General features: G+C 73.4%; 18 protein-coding genes and 1 pseudogene. 2 read left to right on the top strand and 17 right to left on the bottom strand.

Annotated elements, in window-relative coordinates:
* The 4 genes from JZ5iCDA_RS07485 to JZ5iCDA_RS07470 all read right to left on the bottom strand — a co-directional run.
* Window positions 1-1,188 (bottom strand): Gfo/Idh/MocA family protein (locus JZ5iCDA_RS07485; protein WP_069386601.1); only part of this gene is annotated, 1,188 nt, incomplete at its 3' end.
* Window positions 1,189-1,338: 150 nt separating this feature from the next.
* Window positions 1,339-2,685, bottom strand: coding sequence for an ABC transporter substrate-binding protein (locus JZ5iCDA_RS07480; RefSeq protein ID WP_069386600.1), 1,347 nt, complete (start codon window positions 2,683-2,685; stop codon window positions 1,339-1,341).
* Window positions 2,686-2,795: 110 nt separating this feature from the next.
* Window positions 2,796-3,752: a carbohydrate ABC transporter permease gene (locus JZ5iCDA_RS07475; protein ID WP_083259765.1), complete on the bottom strand. Its 957-nt coding sequence runs from the start codon at window positions 3,750-3,752 to the stop codon at window positions 2,796-2,798.
* On the bottom strand, window positions 3,745-4,674 hold the full coding sequence (locus JZ5iCDA_RS07470) for a carbohydrate ABC transporter permease (RefSeq protein WP_069386605.1): 930 nt from the start codon (window positions 4,672-4,674) through the stop codon (window positions 3,745-3,747). The genes JZ5iCDA_RS07475 and JZ5iCDA_RS07470 overlap by 8 nt, the downstream gene beginning before the upstream one ends.
* A 282-nt stretch (window positions 4,675-4,956) precedes the next feature.
* On the opposite strand from JZ5iCDA_RS07470, the gene JZ5iCDA_RS07465 reads away from it, so the two are divergent.
* Entirely contained in the window at window positions 4,957-6,936 is a 1,980-nt protein-coding gene (locus JZ5iCDA_RS07465; protein WP_083259763.1) for a DUF6807 family protein, read from the top strand.
* On the top strand, window positions 6,933-8,060 hold the full coding sequence (locus tag JZ5iCDA_RS07460) for a Gfo/Idh/MocA family protein (protein ID WP_069386599.1): 1,128 nt from the start codon (window positions 6,933-6,935) through the stop codon (window positions 8,058-8,060). Before JZ5iCDA_RS07465 ends, JZ5iCDA_RS07460 begins: the two co-directional genes overlap by 4 nt.
* 310 nt (window positions 8,061-8,370) lie before the next feature.
* Here the strand turns inward: JZ5iCDA_RS07460 and JZ5iCDA_RS07455 are convergent, their stop codons facing one another.
* The 13 genes and pseudogenes from JZ5iCDA_RS07455 to JZ5iCDA_RS18770 form a co-directional block, all read right to left on the bottom strand.
* Window positions 8,371-9,192, bottom strand: coding sequence for an alpha/beta fold hydrolase (locus tag JZ5iCDA_RS07455; RefSeq protein WP_069386598.1), 822 nt, complete (start codon window positions 9,190-9,192; stop codon window positions 8,371-8,373).
* A gap of 488 nt (window positions 9,193-9,680) precedes the next feature.
* Complete coding sequence (locus JZ5iCDA_RS07450) at window positions 9,681-10,229, bottom strand: hypothetical protein (RefSeq protein ID WP_139123010.1); 549 nt, start codon at window positions 10,227-10,229, stop codon at window positions 9,681-9,683.
* Between the two features lie 71 nt (window positions 10,230-10,300).
* On the bottom strand, window positions 10,301-10,966 hold the full coding sequence (locus JZ5iCDA_RS07445; protein ID WP_069386596.1) for a ThuA domain-containing protein: 666 nt from the start codon (window positions 10,964-10,966) through the stop codon (window positions 10,301-10,303).
* Between the two features lies 1 nt (window position 10,967).
* The gene (locus JZ5iCDA_RS07440; RefSeq protein WP_069386595.1) at window positions 10,968-11,384 is read right to left on the bottom strand and encodes a TIGR03618 family F420-dependent PPOX class oxidoreductase; all 417 of its coding nucleotides are present in this window, start codon (window positions 11,382-11,384) and stop codon (window positions 10,968-10,970) included.
* A gap of 72 nt (window positions 11,385-11,456) precedes the next feature.
* The gene (locus JZ5iCDA_RS07435; RefSeq protein ID WP_253182001.1) at window positions 11,457-12,575 is read right to left on the bottom strand and encodes a mannonate dehydratase; all 1,119 of its coding nucleotides are present in this window, start codon (window positions 12,573-12,575) and stop codon (window positions 11,457-11,459) included.
* A 2-nt stretch (window positions 12,576-12,577) separates the two neighbouring features.
* Entirely contained in the window at window positions 12,578-14,101 is a 1,524-nt protein-coding gene (locus tag JZ5iCDA_RS07430; protein WP_139123009.1) for a mannitol dehydrogenase family protein, read from the bottom strand.
* On the bottom strand, window positions 14,098-15,225 hold the full coding sequence (locus JZ5iCDA_RS07425) for a LacI family DNA-binding transcriptional regulator (protein ID WP_069386593.1): 1,128 nt from the start codon (window positions 15,223-15,225) through the stop codon (window positions 14,098-14,100). Before JZ5iCDA_RS07425 ends, JZ5iCDA_RS07430 begins: the two co-directional genes overlap by 4 nt.
* 146 nt (window positions 15,226-15,371) lie before the next feature.
* Window positions 15,372-16,418 (bottom strand): Gfo/Idh/MocA family protein, encoded by a 1,047-nt coding sequence (locus JZ5iCDA_RS07420; protein ID WP_069386592.1) that lies wholly within the window; start codon window positions 16,416-16,418, stop codon window positions 15,372-15,374.
* Between the two features lie 29 nt (window positions 16,419-16,447).
* Window positions 16,448-17,263 carry an ABC transporter ATP-binding protein gene (locus JZ5iCDA_RS07415; RefSeq protein ID WP_069386591.1) on the bottom strand — a complete coding sequence of 272 codons (816 nt, stop codon included), beginning with the start codon at window positions 17,261-17,263 and terminating at the stop codon, window positions 16,448-16,450.
* Window positions 17,263-18,285, bottom strand: coding sequence for an ABC transporter substrate-binding protein (locus JZ5iCDA_RS07410; protein ID WP_069386590.1), 1,023 nt, complete (start codon window positions 18,283-18,285; stop codon window positions 17,263-17,265). The genes JZ5iCDA_RS07415 and JZ5iCDA_RS07410 overlap by 1 nt, the downstream gene beginning before the upstream one ends.
* A 69-nt stretch (window positions 18,286-18,354) precedes the next feature.
* On the bottom strand, window positions 18,355-19,341 hold the full coding sequence (locus tag JZ5iCDA_RS07405; protein ID WP_253181999.1) for an ABC transporter permease: 987 nt from the start codon (window positions 19,339-19,341) through the stop codon (window positions 18,355-18,357).
* Window positions 19,338-20,168: a sugar phosphate isomerase/epimerase family protein gene (locus JZ5iCDA_RS07400; protein WP_069386589.1), complete on the bottom strand. Its 831-nt coding sequence runs from the start codon at window positions 20,166-20,168 to the stop codon at window positions 19,338-19,340. The genes JZ5iCDA_RS07405 and JZ5iCDA_RS07400 overlap by 4 nt, the downstream gene beginning before the upstream one ends.
* 362 nt (window positions 20,169-20,530) lie before the next feature.
* A pseudogene (locus tag JZ5iCDA_RS18770) lies at window positions 20,531-20,983 on the bottom strand (hypothetical protein); the annotation flags it as partial.

Below are 20,983 nucleotides of genomic sequence, written 5' to 3'. Positions count from 1 at the left end.
CTGCCCGCGCGGGATCGGGACCTCGCGCGCGTCCTCCCAGTGCCGCTGGACGACGAGCCGCTCGCCGCGCGGGCGCACGGGCCCGCTCGCCGCGGCCTCCTGCGCGGAGGGGTCGAGCACCGGCCGGCCGTCCGCCCCGACGACGACCGCCCCGCGCTCCACGACCTCGAGCTCGGCGCGGCCGCGCGTGCCGGTGACGCTCACGCGGTATCCCTCCCACGGGCCGTACGCCGTGAGGGAGTACGTGAGCACCGCGCCGCGGGCGTACTCGACGAGGACGGCGGCGGTGTCCTCGATCGTCACGCCGGCCGCGAAGGGGTCCTGGTCGCGGCGGTAGCCGTCGTGCGCCTCGGCGTCGAGGTAGAGGTCGGCGAGGCGCGGGTCGTCGGCGAGGTCGAGCAGGAACCGGTCGCGCGGGGTGTCCGTGGCCGGCCCGTCGGGGGCCCCGCGCGTCCCGCGCGCCGGGCGCTCCCCGACCGGCCGGGCGCCGTCGGGCCCGTAGAAGCGCAGCCCGCCGCGCGCGAACACGAGGTCGGGCACGTCGCCGACCCACCAGTTGACGAGGTCGACGTGGTGGCTCGACTTGTGGACGAGCAGCCCGCCCGAGGACTCCTTGTCGCGATGCCACCGGCGGAAGTAGTCGGCGCCGTGCACGGTGTCGAGCACCCACTCGAAGTGCACGGCCGTGACGTCGCCGATCTCGCCGTCGGCGATCAGCCGCTTCAGCGCGGTGTTGCGCGGCGAGTAGCGGTAGTTGAACGTCACCACGACGTCACGGCCGTGCGTCGCGACCGCGTCGGCGATCGTGCGGCACCCCCGCCCGGTCGTCGTCATGGGCTTCTCGAGCAGCACGTCGGCGCCCGCCGCCAGGACGCGCGCGACGACGTCGGCGTGCGTGTGGTCCGGCGACGTCACGACGACGGCGTCGACCCGCTCGCGCGCGATCATCGCCTCGAGGTCGTCCGGCGCGTACGTCGGCACCGGCGCCTCACCGGCCGCCCGCACGAGGTCGTCGTAGTACGCGGCGCGCACCGGGTTCGGCTCGCACCACGCGACGACGCGCGCGACGTCGCAGTGCGGTCCGAGGATGGCGTCGACGTACATCTGCGCGCGGTGGCCGGTCCCGACGACGGCGTACCGGCGGCGGTCGTCGGGCTGCGGGGTGCTGGTCTCGGGGAGGGGCGGCACGACGGTCCTTCCGTGGTTCTCGTGAGCCCTCGCGCCGACGGCCGGCGCGAGGTCGGCCGGCCCGGTCCCGTGGGGCGACGGGGCCGGGCCGGCCAGCTGGGGTGCGGACGCCGCGGGGGCGCCCGGTGGGTCGGTCAGCCGGGAGAGGCGTCAGCCGATGGAGGCCTCGACCTCGGTCATGAACTGCGCGGCGGCGTCCTCGGGCGAGAGGTTCCCGAAGAGCACGTCGGTGTTGATGCGGCGGATGATCTCGACGACGTCGCCGGCGCCCACGGGCGGGACGGGCGGGCCGTCGACGATCTCGTCCTCGAGGTCGGCGAGGAAGTCCGCGGCCTGCTGCTCGACGGGCGGCAGCAGGTCGGCGACCTCGGCGCGCACGTCGGTGTTCGCGGGCAAACCGCGGTCGGACAGGATGAGCGCGCCCGCCTCCGGGTCGTTGAGCAGGAAGTCGACGAACTTCGCCGCCGCCTCCGGGTGCTCTGACGTCTTGGAGACCGAGTAGTACATGGCCGGCTTGAAGTACATGCCGGTGCGCTCGAACTGCGTCTCGCCCGGGAACCGCAGGAGCTGCAGGTCCCTGCCCGCCGCGGTGCTGATCGCGCCGAGCTGGTTGGTCCACCACACGCCCATCGCGCCGGAGTTCGTGCCGAGCAGCGAGCCCTCGGGCCCGGCCGCGTCGATCTCGACCGAGCGCGCCGCGTCCGGCTCGCCGCCGTTCGCCTGCAGGTCGAGCGACACCTGGAAGAAGTCCGCGAGCGTCTCCTGCGAGAAGCCGAGCTTGCCGTCCTCGGTGTAAAGGGTCTCGCCGCGCTGGCGCGCGAAGATCGCGAAGCCGGGCTCGTTGAAGCCGTAGTCCTGGGCGCCGTACACGCCGTCCGGCGTGCCGGCGGAGATGCGGCCCGCGATGTCGACGTACTCCTCCCAGGTCCACGTGGTGTCGTCGGGCATCTCGACGCCCGCGTCGGCGAAGATCTGCGGGTCGGCGAGCATCGCGTACACGTTGACGCCCGTCGCCACGCCGTACAGGCCTCCGTCGGTCTCGCCCGACGCGAGCACGTTCTCGTCGATCGCCGACGTGTCGACGTCGAGCTCCGAGAGGTCGGCGAGCACGCCACGGCTCGCGTAGTCGGCGAGGTAGCGCTCCTCCTGCGTAATGACGTCGGGCGCGTCGCCCGCGGCCACCGACGTGGCGAGCTTGTCCCAGTAGCCGCCCCAGTCGGTGTAGTCGGGGACGACGGTGATGTCGGGGTTCTTCTCCTCGAAGAGGTCGATGACCTCCTGCGTGAGCTGGTGGCGCGTGTCGGACCCCCACCACGAGAACCGGATCTCGACGGGCCCGTCCTCCTCGGCGGACGTCGTGGTGTCCTCGTCCGCGGGGACGATGCCGCTGTCGCCGGAGCAGGCGGTCAGCGCGAGCGCGCCGACGACGAGGGCGGCCGCCGCGGCGGCGCCGCGGCGCGCCGTGCGCGACCTCGGGCGGGTGATGGACGTGTTCATGACTCTCCTTCGGTGCGTGACGAGACGTCGTCGTGTCGGTCGGCAGTCCCGGCCGGGGCCGGGTGGAGACGTGCTGGAGACGGGAGACGTGCTGATGACGAAGTGGTGCGCTACTTGATCCCCGTCGTGGCGATGCCCTTGACGAGGTACTTCTGGCCGAACAGGAAGACGAGGAACACGGGGACCAGGGAGACGATCGACATCGCGAACATCGCGCCCCACGAGCTCTGCCCCGTGGAGTCGACGAACGTGCGCAGCGCGACCGGGACCGTGTACATGTCCGGCTTGGTGAGGAAGATCAGCTGGCTGAAGAAGTCGTTCCACGTCCAGATGAACGTGAAGATCGCGGTCGTGGCGAGGGCCGGCAGGGCGAGCGGCATCATGATCCGCGCGTAGATGCGTCCGTGCCCGCACCCGTCGAGGCGTGCGGCCTCGTCCAGCTCCCGCGGGATGCCGCGGAAGAACTGCACCATGAGGAAGATGAAGAACGCGTCCGTGGCGAGCAGCTTCGGCACGATGAGCGGCAGGAACGTGTTGATCCAGCTCAGCGACGAGAACAGGATGTACTGCGGCACGATCACGACGTGGATCGGCAGCATGATCGTCATGAGCATGATCGCGAACCACACCTTGCGGCCCCGGAACTCGAGCCGGGCGAACGCGTAGGCCGCGAGCGAGCAGGCCACGAGGTTGCCGAGCACGGAGCCGAGCACCACCACCGCGGAGTTCATCAGGTAGTGGCTGAACGGGTGGAGCAGCGCGCTCCAGCCCTCGGTGTAGTTGCTGAGGTCGACCTCGCTGGGGATGAGCCCGGGCTCGCGGAAGATCAGCGCGGACGGCTTGAAGGAGCTGACCAGCATCCACACCAGCGGGTACAGCATGATCAGCCCGAAGAGGATGAGCAGCGCGTGCCTGACGACGGTCGAGACCCGGGCTCGGGTGCGGCCGCGGCGGCGTGCCGGGGCCGCGGTCGTGTCGGTGGTGGCGCCCGGTGCGGCGGGGCGGCGGTGCCCGGCGGCGTGGCGCGACGGTGCGCCCGTGGGGGCGTCGGTCGTGGTGTCAGTCATCGTAGAAGACCCAGTACTTGGAGGCGAGGAAGTTGACGAGCGTCATCCCGCCCACGATCAGGAGCAGGAACCAGGCCATCGCGGACGCGTAGCCCATCTCGAAGGACCCGAAGCCCTTGAGGTAGAGGTAGAGCGTGTAGAACATCGTCGAGTCCGCCGGCCCGCCGGTCCCGCCGCTCACGACGAACGCCTGCGTGAACGACTGGAACGCGTTGATGAGCTGCAGCACGAGGTTGAAGAAGATGATCGGCGTGAGCAGCGGGACGGTGATGGACCAGAACCGCCGGAGCCGGCCCGCGCCGTCGATCGAGGCCGCCTCGTAGTACATCGCCGGGATCTGCCGCAGGCCGGCGAGGAAGATGACCATCGGCGCGCCGAAGGTCCACACGTTGAGGACGACGAGCGTCCCCAGCGCGTAGTCGGGGTGCGAGACCCAGCCCTGGCCCTGGATCCCGAAGAAGCCGAGCACCTGGTTCACGAGGCCGTCGGCGCCGAACACCTGCCGCCACAGGATGGCGATGGCCACGCTCCCACCCAGGAGCGAGGGCAGGTAGTAGACCGACCGGTAGAAGGCCAGGCCGCGCAGCCCCTTGTCGAGCAGGAGCGCGAGCCCGAGCGCGGCGGCGAGCTGCAGCGGGACGGACACGAAGACGTACGTGAACGTCACCTGCAGCGAGTTGAGCAGGCGCGGGTCGGCGAACATCCGCTCGTAGTTCTCGAACCCGACCCACGACGGCGCCTGGAGCAGGTCGTAGTCGGTGAACGACAGGTAGAGCGACGCGGCCATCGGCCCGGCCGTGATGAGGGCCAGCCCGGCGAACCACGGGGCGAGGAAGAGCGCGGCGGCGCGGCCGTCCCCCCGGCGTCGTCTCGTCGGTCGGCGGCCCGGGCGCGGGTCGGCCGCCGTCGCGGGTGCGGTCACGGTCGCCACGGCGCACCTCCTCCGCGGCCACGGGTCCGCTCGGCGTTGCGCGTCATGCCTCTCCCTCCGGTCGACGTTGATCGGAACTGGTCGGGGCGAGAGGCCCCGACCGCACCGGCTCGTCGTAGAAACCGGTTGCTCGACACGGAACGTACCACATGGGGAACCGGTTTCCTATGGTGTACCGTCAGTCGCACCGCGACCGGTACGACCGGGGACGCGCCCGTCCGCGACGACGCGGGACGGGGCGCGGACGCGCGTCCGACGACCCGAGGGAGAACGATGGCCAGCGTGAGCACACGTCGAGGCACCGCCACGATCGCGGACGTCGCGGCCGCCGCAGGGGTGTCGCGCGCGACGGTCTCCCGGGTCATGAACGGACGCTCGACCGTCGACCCGGAGATCTCCGAGCGCGTGCGCCAGGCGGCCGCCGACCTCAGCTACCGGCCGAGCAACGTCGCGCGGAGCCTCTCCCTCGGCCGCACGAACACCGTCGCGCTCGTCGTCCCGGACCTCGGCAACCCGCTGTTCCAGCAGGTGCTGCGCGGCGTGACGACCGCCGCGTCGCCGGCGGGCTACCGCGTGCTCGTCGCCGACACCGCGGAGGACCCGACGGACGAGGCGGCTATCGCGCTCGAGGCCCGGCTGCGGTGCGACGCGCTCGTCCTCGTGTCCCCGCGCATGGCCGACGCCGAGCTCGCGGCCCTCGTGCGCGAGGTCGCGCCCGTCGTGCTGGTCAACCGCGAGCCGGTCGACGCCGAGGGCGTCCCCGCGCTCGTCGTCGACTACGCGCGGGCCGCGGAGCAGGTGCTCGAGCACCTCGTCGGTCTCGGCCACCGCAGGATCGCCTACCTCGCCGGCCCGCCCGGCAGCGCGTCCGACGCGCTGCGCCGCGCCGGGCTGCGCACCGTGCTGGACCGGCGGCCGGACGTCGAGCTCGTCGACCTCCCCGCGGGCCCCGACATCGCGGCGGGGCACGCGGTCGTCGACGAGGTGCTCACCGCGCGCCCCACGGCCGTCGTCGCGTTCAACGACCTCGTGGCGTTCGGCCTGCTCGCCGGGCTCAACGAGGCCGGCGTGGCCGTCCCCAAGGACATGTCGGTCGCCGGTTTCGACGACATCGACCTCGCGCGGTACGCCACCCCGTCGCTGACGACGGTCGCGGTGCCGCAGGCCGAGCTCGGGCGCCAGGCGTGGAAGGAGCTCGCCGCGTCGATCGCGACCGGCGGGCACCCGTCGCAGGTCACGCGCTTCGAGCCGCGCCTGGAGGTGCGCGCGAGCACGGGCCCCGTCCCCCGGCAGGTCGCCAAGGCCCGCGCGACGACGCGGCCCCGCACCGCCTCGGTGCCGGTCGTCCCGGCCGTCCCGGCCACGCCCACGGTGCTGCCTGCGACCCGCGACGTCGCGTGGACGACCGACGGCGACGCCGTGGTGCTGCGCTGCGGCGACCTGCGCCTCGCGCGCTACCAGCAGGGCGACCGGATCCCGCCCGTGCACGCGCCGCGCGCCCACCTGCACCCGGTCCACACGCTCGCCGGGGTCCCGCTCACGGACGCCGGCCCCGTCGACCACCGGCACCACTACGGCGTCTCGATGGCCGTCCCGGACGTCAACGGCACGTCCTACTGGGGCGGCCGGACGTTCGTCGCCGACGTCGGTCCCACCCTGCTGCCCAACCACGGCCGGCAGGTGAGCCACGCGCTGCTCGTCGACCCGGTCGCGCCGCACGTGCTCCTCGACGCCGTGCGCTGGCACGACGAGCAGGGCGTGCCCCAGCTCGAGGAGGAGCGGCGCCTCGACGCGCGCGTGCTCGACGACGAGTCGTGGGTGCTCGACTGGCGCTCGGTCCTGCGCGCCGACCGCGGCGCGCTCGTCATCGGCTCGCCCGCCACGAACGGCCGCCCCGGCGCCGGGTACGGCGGGCTCTTCTGGCGCCTCGCGGACGCGGGGACCGGGACTCCCGAGGTGTTGAGCGCGGGCGGCCACGGCGAGGCCGCGGCGCACGGCAGCACGTCGCCGTGGGTCGCGTACGTCCAGCAGCACCCCACGCACGCGACGACGCTGATCCTCGTCCAGCACGGCGACCCGCTCCCCTGGTTCGTCCGTGCGGCCGAGTACCCGGGCGCCGGCCCGTCGCTCGCGTGGGACACGCCGCGCAGCATCCCGGCGGGCGGCACGTTCGAGACGGGCCTGCGGGCGGTGCTCGTGGACCGCGCGCTCGGCCTCGACGAGGCCGCCGCCCTCGTGGAGCGCGTGCGGTGAGCGCGCCGACGCCCGTCGCGGTCGTCGGCGTGCACGGCCACGGCGCCTCGCACGTGCGCGCCGTCGAGGCCCTCGCGGAGCGCGGGCTCGCGCGCCTGTGCGCGCTCGTCGACCCGCGCCGGCCCGACGACGCGGCGGCCCCGTGGTTCCCGACGCTCGGCGACCTGCTCTCCGACCCGCGGGCGGACGTCCGGCCCGAGGTCGTCGTGCTGTCGACCCCCATCCCCACGCACCTGCCGCTCGCGCGCGCCGCGATGGAGGCCGGGCTCGACGTCCTCCTCGAGAAGCCGACCGCGGCGTCGCTCGCCGAGCACACGGCGATCGTCGAGACGGCGGAGCGCACCGGGCGGCTGTGCCAGGTCGGCTTCCAGTCCTTCGGGTCGCACGCGCTCGACGCCGTGACGGGGCTCGTGGCCGACGGCGAGATCGGCGAGGTCGTGGGCATCGGGGCCGTCGGCACGTGGGTGCGGACCGCGGGCTACTGGGCCCGCGCGCCCTGGGCGGGGCGGCGCCGGCTGGACGGGCGCGACGTCGTCGACGGCGTCGTGACGAACCCGCTCGCCCACGCGGTCGCGACGATGCTGCGCGTCGGGGGCGCGCGCACCGCGGCCGACGTCGCGCACGTCGTCGTCGACCTCCACCGTGCGAACCCCATCGAGGCCGACGACACGTCGTCGCTGCGCGTCGTGGCGGCAGACGGCACGCGTTTCGGCGCGGGCCTCACGCTGTGCGCGCCCGAGCGGACGCCCGCGCGCGTGCTCGTGCTCGGCACCGACGGCGAGATCACGCTCGAGTACGAGCACGACCGCGTCCGGCTGCGCACCCCGCGGCTGCAGGTCGAGAAGACATACGGGCGCACGCCCCTGCTCGAGGACCTGCTCGCGGTGCGCGCCGAGCCTGGCCGGCGGCTCGCGTCCGACGTGCGCGAGACCGGCGCGTTCATGCGCGTCCTCGAGGCCGTGCGCACCGCACCGCCGCCGCGCGCTGTGCCCGCCGATGCCGTGACGTGGCTCGGCGAGGGCGACGACCGGCGGCCCGTCGTCGACGACGTCGCGCGGTGGTGCGAGGAGGCCGCGCGCTCCGCGCGGACGTTCACCGAGCTCGGCGTGCCCTGGGCGCGCTGAGCCGGTGTCCCCCGATGACGGACGTGCTCTCGCGCGGTGATCGAGACCCGGCGTAGCCGTAGGTGTACACAGTGCCGCTGACCGTAGCGAAAACCCTAGGGTCGCGTTTTGCGACATTGGGTGTTTCCAGACACTAGTTCTGCGACACGCTTTCTCGGCGTGTCGCTTCAGAATCGGCGGTGTGCGGAAAACGGTGGACCGCCGCCGTTTTCGGGACAACACACGCAGCATGTGATGCGGAGAGCCGCAACGAGTGCCATCCCGAGACCTCGTGTGGGAGACCTGGTTTCGGTCCGGGGCTTCGGATTCGTCAGCTGTCGGTACGGGCCAGCCAGGAAGAGAGGCGTTCGCGGAAGCCGGCCGGTTGCTCGATCCATGGGTAGTGTCCGCAGTCGGGGAGCACCTCCAGGTCGGCACGCAGCGCCGCGGCGTAATCCCTTACGGGCTGTGCTCCGGTGAGCAGGTCACGGTCACCGCCGATCACCAAGGTTCGTGTGGAAGGCATGGCTCGAATCTGAGCAGCGGCGTCATTGGGTATGTCGGTGAACCAGGCCATCGCTGCAGCCAGGCTCACGGCTCCGAGACTCGCGTGAGTCTGCTCCCGGGTTGTCCAGTGGGCGTAGCCGGCAGGGGCCTGCCGAAGGAACGACGCTCGGAACTCTGCCTCCGTCGCCGGGTCGTCGGTGGACATGGCTGCGAGAGCGTCGAGAACTTCCCGTTCTGCGTAGGTGGCTGCGAGCGAGTCGGTGTCGGAGGCGGTCCCCGTCAGCCAGGTCGCCGGGGGCGTGATGAGCGCCATGGAGCGCACTCGACTCGGGAACCGTGTCGCCGTGGCTAGTGCGAGGCGAGTCCCCGCCGAGTGGCCGACGAGGTCTACGGACCCCAGGCCGAGCGCGTCGGCCAGCTCCACGACGTCGGCCGCATCCGCCCACCATCCGCGGGAAAGCCCTCCGCTGCACGGCGTGCCTCGGGGATGTAGTACAACCAGCGGACGATCGTCTCCAATGCTGGCGAAGTCGGCCAAGTACTCAGGTCCGCGACACGGGCCGCCTGGCAGAACAATCGCCGGCTCCCCAGCCGCGTTGCCTATCGTCGAAACGAAGAAGGGGAGCTGAAGGTCGTCGACTCGCACGCCACGAGCCTCCCATGCGCTCTGTAGGTTCCCGCTACCAACGGCGGTCTCGACCCACCCCGTCGGTTTTGCAACGTCGGGTTGGCTGCGTCGGGGCCTTCCCGGTCGGAGAGGTTCGTGTCGGCGGCTCGCCAGACGCTCATGCGCTCTGCATCGCGAAGGGCGCAACGTGCCGACTCGCAAGAACGAGATGACACCGCTGCGGTACCAATCCGGTACCGCAGCGGTACCACCGCGCTACCGCAGTGGTGCCCGACAACAGCTCCAACGATGGAGAGCAACACCATGAACGCATGAGCAAGGATCCTTCGGCTGGGGCCGGACGCGGCCGCCGCCCTCGATCGCACCGTGGAGACCGAGCACACCTCGGCCGACGCCGTGATCGAGCGCGCGGTCATCGAGTACGACAAGAAACGTCCGCGCGCGCGTCAGCGGAGAGCGCGTCTTGTGAGCCGAATCCCTGTGATCGGCCCGCGCCGACTTCTGTGTCAGAGCACCCAGCCGATGCGGCCTTCCATCGGGCCGCCGCACGCTTCCGAACCTCCGACGCGCGTCAGCTCGACGTTCTTCTCGGTCTCGGCGAGGACGCCTCCGGCTTCGTCGAGCGCGCGGAGCCCGACGGGGTTCGTCGGGTAGAAGAGCGTGAAGGTCCACGTGTCACCGTCCCGCGACATCGGGATCGCGGGCTCTGACGCGTCTGCACCCGTCGGCAGCGGCGGCTGCCAGACCTCGTCGTCGCCGTCGCGCACCTGGAGGTGCGCCACCTCGGCGGTGTCCCCCGTCAGCACCACCTCGAGAAGGCTGGAATAGCCGATCGCCGGGCAGTCTTGCGCACCGGTGGAGAACCGTGACACCAGAACCACGACGGCGACCAGCGCGCCGACGATGACGGCAGTCGTCCCGGCCCAGACCGGCACGCGCAGGCGCCGAGGCCGTTCGGGCCTGGGGTCTTCGACGACGTCTCGCTCTTCCATGGGCACCCCCTCGCTGACGGACCTGCCACGCATCATGCACGAGGCGAAGCCGGACTCCTCCAACGACGAACACGACCCGCTTCAGCTGCACTCGCCGACGCGAGGTCGGCCGTGAGATCTGCCGTTCGCCGCTCTCAGGGACGACCGAGCAGCCAGTCCACCTCGCGGCGCAACAGCTCGCGCCGGGACGGCGACGCGTAGGACTCGACGCCGTGGCCCAGCCCGTCGTACACGGCGCGCGCCCCGGCGCTCACCCAGGCCACGGGGTGGTCCACCCCGTCGTGGTGCGCGGTGAGCAGCACGCGCGAGGAGGCGGCGACGTCGAGGCGGCAGTAGCGCTCGTCGTCGGCGACCACCGGGCCGAGCCCGGCGACGACCAGGTGGTCGCCGACGGGCGTGAACGTCGCGACGTCCTGCGGCGGGTGCATCGACGCGCCCGGCACCCACCTGCCGCCGAGGATCCCGGCCCAGTGCGGACTGTCCGCGAACGAGTTGGCGGCCTGGTGCAGGCCGAGCAACGCGCCGCCGCCCGCCGCGAAGTCCCGGACGGCCTCGTGCGCGGGCGCCCACGCCGCGTCGTCGCCGTCGAACGCGGCGTCGGTGCGCCCGCGCCCCGCGTTCACGACGACGAGGCCGAACGACCCGAGGTCCGCGAACGCGTGCGGGAACGTGCTGCGGACCTCCGCGTCGACGCCCTGCTCGCCGAGCAGCGTCGCGACGACGTGCGACGTCCCGGCGTGGTCGTGCCACGGGTCCTCGTACCGGCCACGACCGGCGAGGACGAGCGCGCGCGGGCGCACGTCAGGAAGCGCCCTCGTGGCTCGTGGCGCCCCAGCCGTGCCAGCGCTCGACCTCGATCCACGCACTGACGCGCGGGGCCTCGCGGTTCGCGTACGGGTGGCCGGTGTAGTGCGTCGAGATGCGGTCGACGTCTGCGAGCCCCTCGTCGTCGCGCAGTTCGACGACGCGCCCGATGACGGTCACGTGCGTGTACCAGTCCTCGGCGAGCACCGTGAGCGACACGCGCGGGTCACGGCGCAGGTGGCCGAGGCGCACACGGGTCGCGTCGAGGTTGACGAGCACGCGCCCGTCGTCCTCCCACAGGTACCAGGTGGCGGCGGTGACCGGCGTCCCGTCCGACCGCAGGGTCGCCATCACGGCGGGGTTCGGGCGGCGCAGGAGCTTGACGGCGTCGGAGGGCAGCGGGGGTCGGGGCACGACGGTTCCTCTCGTGACGGGCTGGTGACCCGACCGTAGGCCACCGGGGCGCCCGCCACGAGAGGAGGGCCGTCACGCGTCGCGGTAGCGGAAGGCGTCCCACGCCCCGAGGAGGTACTGGATGCCGAGCGCGCGGTCGTACAGGCCGTAGCCCGGCCGGGGCTTGTTCGTCGTGTTCTCGTCCCACAGGTGGCGCCCGTGGTCCGGGCGCACGTACCCCTGGTACCCGGCCTCGGCGTACGCCTTCATGATCCCGGTCGTGTCGACGCTGCCCTCGCACGCCCGGTGCCCGACCTCGGTGAAGTCCCCGCCGCCGAGGTGCTTGATGTTGCGCACGTGCGTGAAGTGGATGCGGTCCACGAACGTGCGCACGGCATCGACGGCGTCCTGGCCCGGGTTCGCCGAGAAGCTGCCCAGGCACAGCGTCAGGCCGTGGTACGGGCTGTCGTTGAGCGAGAGGACCGTCGCGAGGTCCTCCTTCGTCGACACCACGCGGGGCCAGCCGAAGACGTCGAAGGGCGGGTCGTCGGGGTGCACGCCGATCTTGACGTCGACCTCCTCGCACACCGGGATCACCGCGTCGAGGAAGTACCGGTAGTTGCGGTACATGTCTTCGTGCGTCACACCCTCGTACGCGGCGTTGAGCTCGCTGAAGCTCGCGAGCCGCTCGGGCTCCCAGCCCGGGAGCGTGAGCCCGTGCGTGTTCGCCTCCATGTCGGCGATGAGGCTCTCGGGCGACATCCTGTCGACGACGGCCTGCTCGTAGAACAGCGCGGTCGAGCCGTCGGGCAGCGGGTGCCACAGGTCGGTGCGCAGCCAGTCGAAGACGGGCATGAAGTTGTAGCAGACCACCTTCACGCCGGCCCGGCCGAGGCGCCGGATCGTGGTCCGGTAGTTCTCGATCGCCTCGTCGCGGCCCATCCCGAGCACGGTCTTGCCGAGCTTGATCGACTCGTGGACGTTGACCGACTCGACCACCTCGGCGTCGAACGTCCGGGTGATCCCGCGCGCCCGCGCCTCGTCCGACAGCTCCGTGATCTTCCCGACCTCGGCGTCGATCTCGGCCTGCTCCCACACCTCGCCCGCCTGCTTGTGGTGCAGGCTCCACACGATCGTCTCCACGCCGGGGATCTGGCGCACGTGGTCGAGCGTGACGGTGTCGTTCCCCTCGCCGTACCAGCGGAAGCCCATCTTCACGGCGCGCTCACCTCCCCCGCGGCGTGGGCCTCGACGACGGCGTCGACCACCCGGTCGAGGTCGTCGTCACCGGCCGGGAGCCCGGGCAGGAGACCCGGCAGGCGCACGAGCGCGGCGACCGCGGCGGCGTCGTCGGACGCCTCCTCCACGAGCGAGCGCAGCTCCTCGGCGCGCGGGTCGTCGACGGTCCGGCCGGCGCGCGTCTCGGCGACGACGTACGTGGCCCAGGCCGCGAGCGCCCCCACGACGCCCGCGGGCACGACGCCGGCGGCGAGCCGGTCGGCGAGCGTGCCGCCCCAGCGGACCGGGATCTTCTGCGTGCCGTCCATCGCGACCTGGCGCGTCGTGTGGCCGGTCGCGGGGTTGGCGAAGCGCTCGAGGAGCTGCTCGGCGTAGGCGGCGAGGTCGACGCCGTCGGGCGCCTCGAGCGTCGCGATCGCGTCGGCCTGCAACGCGCGGGCACCCGCGGCGAGCGCCGGGTCGGCGACCGCCTCGGCGAGCGTGGCGTACCCCGCGAGGGAGCCGGCGTAGGCGAGGTAGGAGTGCGCGCCGTTGAGGAGGCGCAGCTTGGCGCGCTCGTAGGGCGCGACGTCGTCGGTAAACGTCGCCCCGCCGCGCTCCCAGGCGGGGCGCGGGCCGGCGAACCGGTCCTCGACCACCCACTGGAGGAACGGCTCGGCGACGACGAGGCCCTCGTCGCGCGCACCGAGCAGCGACTCGACCTCGTCGCGCTGGGCCGGCGTCGTCGCGGGGACGATCCGGTCGACCATGCTCGACGGGAACGTCACCGACGTAGCGAGCCACGTGCGCAGCGCGTCACCCTCGGCACCGGGCAGGGCCGCGTCGACGGCCTCGGTGACGAGCGCCGCGAGGACCCGGCCGTTGTCGGCCAGGTTGTCGCAGCTGAGCACGGTGAGCGGCGCTCCCCCGGCCCGGCGCCGTGCGGCGAGGCCGCGCACGAGCAGCCCGACGGCGCTCGCCGCGGCGACGGCGTCGGCAGGCGGCGTGCCGTCGCGCTCCTCGGCCGCGAGGGCGTCGAGGTCCGCGCGCACCGTGTCGAGGTCGAGGTGCCCGTCCGCCTGCCGCGCGTAGCCCTTCTCCGTGACGGTGAGCGTCACGACGTGCGTCGTCGCCGCGGCGAGCGCGTCGAGGACCCGCGGCGTCTCCTCGGCGGGCCACGCGACGTCGGTCACGGACCCGACGAGGCGCGGCGACGCGCCGTCGGGCCCGACGGTGAGGACCGTGTACGCGCCGCCCTGCGGGCGCAGCTGGTCGCGCACGGACGCGGACCGCTGCGTCACGCCGAGGATGCCCCAGCGGGTGTCGCCCGTGGCGAGCGCGGCCTCCTCCGTCACGACGGCCTGGTGCGCGCGGTGGAACGCGCCGATGCCGAGGTGGACGATGCCCACCTGCGTCGGGCGGACGGGCTCAGCGAGCCCCGGCGGGGGCGTGTCGCGGTGCAGGCGCGCGTCGCGCGCCTCGCGTGCAGCGCCGGTCGGGTCGGTGGTGGGGGCGGTCACACGGCCTCCTGCGGTTCGGTGGTGCTCGGACGATCTGCCCGCGGCGCCGCGACGGACGCGGGCTGGGCGGACGGCGGGACGGTGGCGGGCGGCGGGACGGTGGTGGACCCGCGCACGACGAGCTCGACGGGGAGCACGTCCGCGGGATCCTCGGAGGCGCTGCCCGCGGCGTCGGCGACGCCCTGGTCATCACCATCGGCGGCGGCTCGGGCAGCACGGCGCGCCTCGAGCGAGGCCACGAGCCGGTCGACGCCGCGCGCGCCGAGCTCCGCGAGGTCGGTGCGGACGGTCGTCAGGGGCGGTGCGGCGAGCGTCGCGACGAAGGTGTCGTCGAACCCGACGACGCTGAGGTCGTGCGGCACGGACACGCCGCGCTCGCGCATGCGCGCGACGAGGCCGAGCGCCACGAGGTCGTTGTACGCGAGCACGGCCGTCGCTCCGGACGCCACCACGAGGTCTGCGGCCGAGCGGCCGCCCTCCACGCGGGGCCGGAACGCGCCGACGACGACCGTCTCGACGTCCGGGTAGCGTTCGCCGGCGGCCTCGAGCCCCGCACGACGGCGGGCGTCGGACCACGACCGGTCGGGCCCGCCGACGTAGGCGATGCGGCGGTGGCCGAGCGCGCGCAGGTGCTCGACGGCGAGCAGGACGCCGTGCGCGTCGTCGGAGGAGACCGCCGGGACGCCGTCGATGCGCAGGTTCACGAGGACGACGGGCGCGTCGCCCGCCGCCGCGAGGTCGGCCTCGACGGCGCGCGGCGAGCACAGCACGAGGCCGTCGGTCTGGGGCCGCAGCCCCTCGACGAGCTCGGTCTCGAGCGCCGGGTCCTCCCCCGCGTCGACGACGAACACCGCGTACCCGGTGCGGCGGGCCCGCGCCTGGACGCCCTTGGTGACCGAGGCGAAGTACGGGTTCTCGAGGTCCGGGACGACGAGCCCGAGCGCGTGCGTGCGACCGGCCCGCAGCCCGCTCGCCGCCCGGTTCGGGCGGTAGCCGAGCCGTGTCGCCGCGGCGACGACGCGGTCGCGCGTCTCCGGAGCGACACGCCCCGGCTCCGACAGCGCCCGGGACACGGTGGAGATGGACACGCCGCTCTCGCGGGCGACATCACGCACGGTGACCATGGTCCCCTCCTCGGTTCCGGAGCACCCCGGTGGAGCGCGTGCGAACGATTGTAGACGCGCGGACGCTGACCGCCGCACGCCTGGAGAGGCACGTGACGGCAAACGTTCTCATGCCCGGGCGCGGGTGCCCCGCCGGGCCGCCCGGCTCAGGCCACCGGCGTACGGACCGCGCCGAGGTCCGCCGGCCGGACCACGGCCCCGGTCGCGGCGGCCTCGTGGATCGCGCACAGGAGGCGGACCGTCTCCACGGCCTCGTCGACGCCGACCGGCACCGGCGACGACGTCTCCAGCGCCGCGACGATCCGCGACCACTGGGCGAGGTGACCCGCGTGCCCGATGGCGAGCGGGTCCGCCGCCCCGCTCGCGATGGCTCCGGAGGCGGGCGCCGGGACGCCGGGGACGTCCCAGCGGCGGACCTCGCCCTGGCCCAGCTCGACCGAGCCGCGCGAGCCGTACACCGCGATCGTCGCGGGGAACCCTGGGGGCGTCGCGGTCGTCGTCGTGACGACGCCGAGCGCCCCGGAGGCGAAGCGCACCGTCGCGACCGTCGTGTCCTCCGTGTCGATCCGGTGCGCGAGCGTCCCGGACTGCGCGGTCACCGACTCCACCGGGCCGCAGAGCCACTGCAGGAGGTCGACGTTGTGCACGCCCTGGTTCATGAGCGACCCACCGCCCTGCTCCGACGTGGAGCGCCACCCCGCCGCGCGGTAGTAGTCGTCGTCGCGGAACCAGTGCACGTGCGTCGTCGCCAGCCGGACCTCCCCCAGGGCGCCGTCCGCGAGCGCCCGCGCGAGCGCGGCGTGCTCGGCCTCGAACCGCCGCTGCGAGATCGTCGACACGCTCAGGCCCCGCTCGCGCGCGGCGCGCTCGACGCTCAGCGCGTCGGCGACGTCCAGCGCGAGGGGTTTCTCGACGACGACGTGCCGGCCGGCCTCGAGCGCCGCGAGCGCGAGGCCGGCGTGGGTCCCGCTCGGCGAGCAGATCGCGACGACGTCGACGTCGGGGTGGTCGATCACGTCGTCCGGCTCCAGGTGCGCCGCGGGCCAGCCCGCGAGCTCCTTGCCGGTCGCGGGGCGAGCGCCGCTGTACGCGACGAGCCGCACCCGCCCCTCCAGCTCGCGCAGCGCGCGGGCGTGCATCGTGCTGATTCCGCCCATCCCGACGATCCCCACCCCGAGGCGGTCCGTGCTCATGGTCGTCCTTCCTGCTGGTCGGTCGGCGGTCACTCGGCGACGTGGCTCGCGCCGAGCAGGTCGCGCAGGCGCTCCGCGGCCGTCGTGAAGCGGGGGTCGGCAAGGGTCGTGCCGTACTCGCGCCGGGCCGGCAGGCCGGGCTCGAGGATCTCGACGATCCGGCCGGGCCGCGGGCTCATCACGACGATGCGGCTGCCGAGGTACACCGCCTCGGGCACGGAGTGCGTGACGAGCACGATGGTCGTGCCGGTCTCGCGCCAGATCCGGTTCATCTCGATGTTCATCTGCTCGCGGGTCAGCGCGTCGAGCGCGCCGAACGGCTCGTCCATGAGGAGGACGCGCGGCTCGTGCAGGAGCGCCCGGCACAGGGCGACGCGCTGCTGCATGCCGCCGGAGAGCTCGTGCGGGAGCGCCTTCTCGAACCCCGTGAGCCCGGTGAGCTCGATGAGGTGGTCGGCGCGCTCCTCGGCGCGCCGCCGGTCCATGCCGCGCATCTCGGCCTGGAGCAGGATGTTCTTGCGCACGCCGCGCCACTCGAGCAGCGCGGAGCGCTGGAACGCGAACCCGATCTCGCGCTGGGGCCGGGTGACGCGCTCGCCGTAGAGGCGCACCTCGCCGTCGGACACGGACGTGAGCCCCGCGACGATCTTGAGCAGCGTGGACTTGCCGCAGCCCGACGGTCCGGCGATCGTCACGAACTCGCCCGGCATCACGGCGAGGGACACGTCGTCGAGCGCGACGGTCTCGGACCGCTTCGACCGGAAGCGCATCGTCAGGTGCGAGACCTCGATGATGGGGGCGGTGCCGACCGACGGGGCGGATGCCTCGAGCTCGGTGGCGGCCATCAGAGGTCCTCCCCGAAGGTGCCGTCCCAGTAGTCCGCCGGGGCGACGTCGCCCTCGAAGTCGGTGTTCTCCGACAGGAACGTCAGCGTGTCGGTCCACTGCTGCTCCGTGTTGGCGCCGGGAGCGGGGGCCTCGTCGAGGCCGAGGAGGCCGATCGTCGCCTCGAGCTGCGCCGCGAGCACGGCCTCGTCGGGGGCCTGCTCCGCGCCCGCCGCCATCGCGGCGACCGCGGCCTCGGGGTCCTCCGACGCCGCGAGGAACGCCTCCGACGTCGCGCGCACCATCGCCTGCACCAGCTCGGGGTCGGCGTCGATGGTCGCCTCGTGCGCCACGAGGCCCGTACCGAGCAGGTTCATCCCGAAGTCGGAGAAGGGCAGCGCGGAGACCTCCTTGCCCGTCTGGTTCTCGATCGTGGGCGCCTGGTCGTGGTGGAAGCCCTGGATCGCGTCGACCTTGCCCTCGATGAGCGCGGCGATCTTGCCGGCCGCGTCGACGTTGACCACCGTCACGTCCGCGGGGTCGACCCCGTTGAGCTCGAGCCACGCCGGGAACGTCCCGTACATCGCGTCGCCGGGCGTCCCGCCGACCGTCTTGCCCACGAGGTCGGCGGGCTCGGTGATCCCCTGGTCATCGAAGAACTCGACCGAGCTCGGCCCGGTCTGCAGGAAGACGCCGACGCTGCGCACCGGCATCCCCGACGCGATCGCGTTCGCGAGCGGCGGGGTGTCCGCCCAGCCGAAGTCGGTGTTGCGCTGGGCGACCTGCTGGACGGTGTTCCCCGAGCCGTTGCCGGGCTGGATCGTCAGGTCGATGCCCGCGTCCTCGAAGATGCCCTGCTCGACGCCGTAGTAGAACGGCGCGTGCTCGCCGTACGGGACCCAGTTGAGGGTCACCGTCACCTCGGTCAGGCCGCCCTCGCCCTCCCCGCCGGGGCCACCGGCCTCAGTGCCGCCACCGCAGGCCGACACCGCCACCACGACGCCGGCCGCGACCAGCGATGCTCCGAACTTGCCACCACGCATGGGGAGAGCCCTTCTTGTCGTGCCGTCCGCGGACGGCGGGGAGATGCAGGAGAGTTTCGTGCGGACCGCTCAGGCCGCCGCGAGGGCGAGGTTGCCGCGCCGGGACGCGTGCCACGGGATGAGGAGACGCTCGAGCAGCTCGACCAGGAGGAAGAGCACGACGCCGATGAGCGACATGAGGATGAGGTCGGCGAACAGCAGCGGGGCGTCGAGATTGCCGCTCGCCAGCAGGAGCACGTACCCGAGGCCCCGGTCGGCGCCGACGAACTCGCCGACGACCGCACCGACGACCGCGAGCGTCACCGCGACCTTGAGGCCGGACATGAGCTGCGGCAGCGACCCGGGGAAGCGGATCTTGCGGAACGTCTTCCAGCGCGACGCGCCCATCGTGGCCGAGAGCTCGAGCAGCTCGGGGTCGATCGAGCGCAGGCCCGCGACGGCCGACACCACGACTGGGAAGAACGCGATGAGGACGGCAAGGACGATCTTCGGCGTCAGCCCGAACCCGAACCAGACCACGAGGATCGGTGCGATCGCGATCTTCGGGATGACCTGGGCGAAGAGGATCAGCGGGTACAGCGCCTTCTCGGCGGTCCGGGAGTAGACGAGGAGCACCGCCGTCGCGACGCCGATCACGGCCGCGAGCACGAAGCCGATGATCGTCTCCATCGTCGTGACCCACGTGTGCTCGAGCAGCAGAGCCCAGTCGGCGACCATCGTCTCGAGCACGGCGCCCGGGGACGGGACGAGGTAGGCCGGGACGAGCTCGCGCCACGCGACGAACCACCACACGCCGAACAGCACGAGCAGCACGAGCAGCGGGCGCCACGACGCGGACGCGAGCGCGAGCGCGCGGCTCCCGAGCGACGGCCCGACCGGCGCGCCCGCCCTCGACGGGGCGTCCTGCGCGGTCCGCGGTGCGGTCGGCGACGCGGTCCGCGCTCCCTGGGTGGTCGTCATCGAGGGCTCCTCCATGGTGGTCGTGGTCGCGCCCCGGGCCGCGCCCGTGACGTCGGAGTCGGAGTCGGGGTCGGGGACGGGGAGAGGGACGGTCATGCGTAGGCCACCTGCTCGGCGTCGAGGATGTCGGTGAAGGCCTCCCAGGCTTCCGTGAACAGCTCGGGCCCCGAGAAGCCGCCGAACGCGTGCGCCGCGCCGAGGTGCGGCTCGAGCGAGAAGAACCCGTCGAAGCCGTCGGCCCGCAGGGCGCGGACCGTCTCGACGACCTCGCCGTCGCCCCGCCCGGCCGGCACGACGTCGCCCGTCGCGGCCGTCGCGTCCTTGATCTGCACGTACTCCAGGTGGGGACGCAGCATCCGGTAGCCGTCGGTGAAGGGCCGCACGCCGACCTGCACGAAGTTGGCGGCGTCCCACGCGAGCCGCAGGTGCGCCGAGCCGACCGACTCCACGACGTCGAGGCAGCGCTGGGGCGTGTCGCCGTAGACGTCCTTCTCGTTCTCGTGGAGCAGGACGACGCCGGCCTCCGCGGCCACCTCGGCGAGCGCGGACATGCGCCGCAGCACGACGTCGCGGCACGCGGCCGGGTCCTGCCCGGGGCGCACGAAGAACGAGAACACCCTGATGTACGGGGCGCCGAGCAACCGCGCGACGTCCGCCGCGTGGCGCATCCGCGCGAGGTGCGGGGCGAAGTCGTCGTCGACGGAGATCTTCCCGATCGGCGAGCCGATGCTCGACACCCGCAGGCCGTGCTGGTCGAGGAGCCGCGCGGCCTGCCCGAGCTGGTCCTCGTCGAGGTCGAGCACGTTGGTCCCCCACGCGCTGCGGAACTCGACGTACCGCAGGCCGAGGCCCGCGGCGACCTCGCACTGCGTCGCGAGGTCGGGCGAGATCTCGTCCGCGAAGCCGGACAGCGTCCAGACCACCGGTCGTCCCCTTTCGTGGGTGTCAGCGGGAAGGCCGTCCGCGAGGTCGCGGACGCCGGGCGCGGACGACGCCGTCCGGCCGGGTACCGCGGATGCTCGCTGCATCGGACTGCCTCTCCGTCGAGGTCGGTCGTCACCCCGGTTCGTTCCGGGGCGGTGGTGCGTCGCGTTGGACACTAGGCGGGCGTCGTGGACGGGGACAACGAGTTGCCACTTGTTGCCCCCGGTCGCCCGCTCGCGCCCGGCTCCTCCCGGACCGGCGTCGTGGCGGGACCGGGACGACGCGCACCGCGAGGTCAGGCGCGGGTTGCCACCCGTTGCCGCGCCACGCGCGGGCAGGCCGACGTCGGGACAGGACGGCGTCAGGCCTCGGTCGGCCCCGGCACGCGGCCGAGGTCCAGCGCGACGGCCCGGAAGCCGGCGGAGCGCACGGCGCGCAGCACCTCGCCGCGCAGGGGCTCCGACGCCACGCTGGCGAGGTCGGACCGCGGTGCCTCGAGCCGTGCCAGGTCGCCGTGGTGCCGCACCCGCAGCTCCTCCAGGCCGAGGCGCCGCAGCTCGCTCTCCGCGGCCTCGACCTGGACGGCGTCCTCCGCCGTCGCCGCGGCGGCCGGCAGCTCGAGGTGCTGCGCGAGCCGGACGACCGCGTCCCGGTCGAGACCGGCGTCGACGAACGGCGCGGTCGCGCCCGGCACGGACCGCCCGGCGACGGGACCGTCCAGGTCGTCCGCCACGACGACCGCGGACAGCTCGAGGGCCCGGGCCGCGTCGTCGGCCGCGGCGCCGCACAGGTCGAACGCGGCGACCCCGGCCGC

The sequence above is a fragment of the Cellulosimicrobium cellulans genome (genome assembly GCF_001722485.1).
Taxonomy (GTDB): Bacteria; Actinomycetota; Actinomycetes; order Actinomycetales; family Cellulomonadaceae; genus Cellulosimicrobium; species Cellulosimicrobium cellulans_A.
The sequence above is the reverse complement of the archived record's forward strand: the minus strand, read 5'-3'. Positions and strand labels throughout refer to the sequence as shown.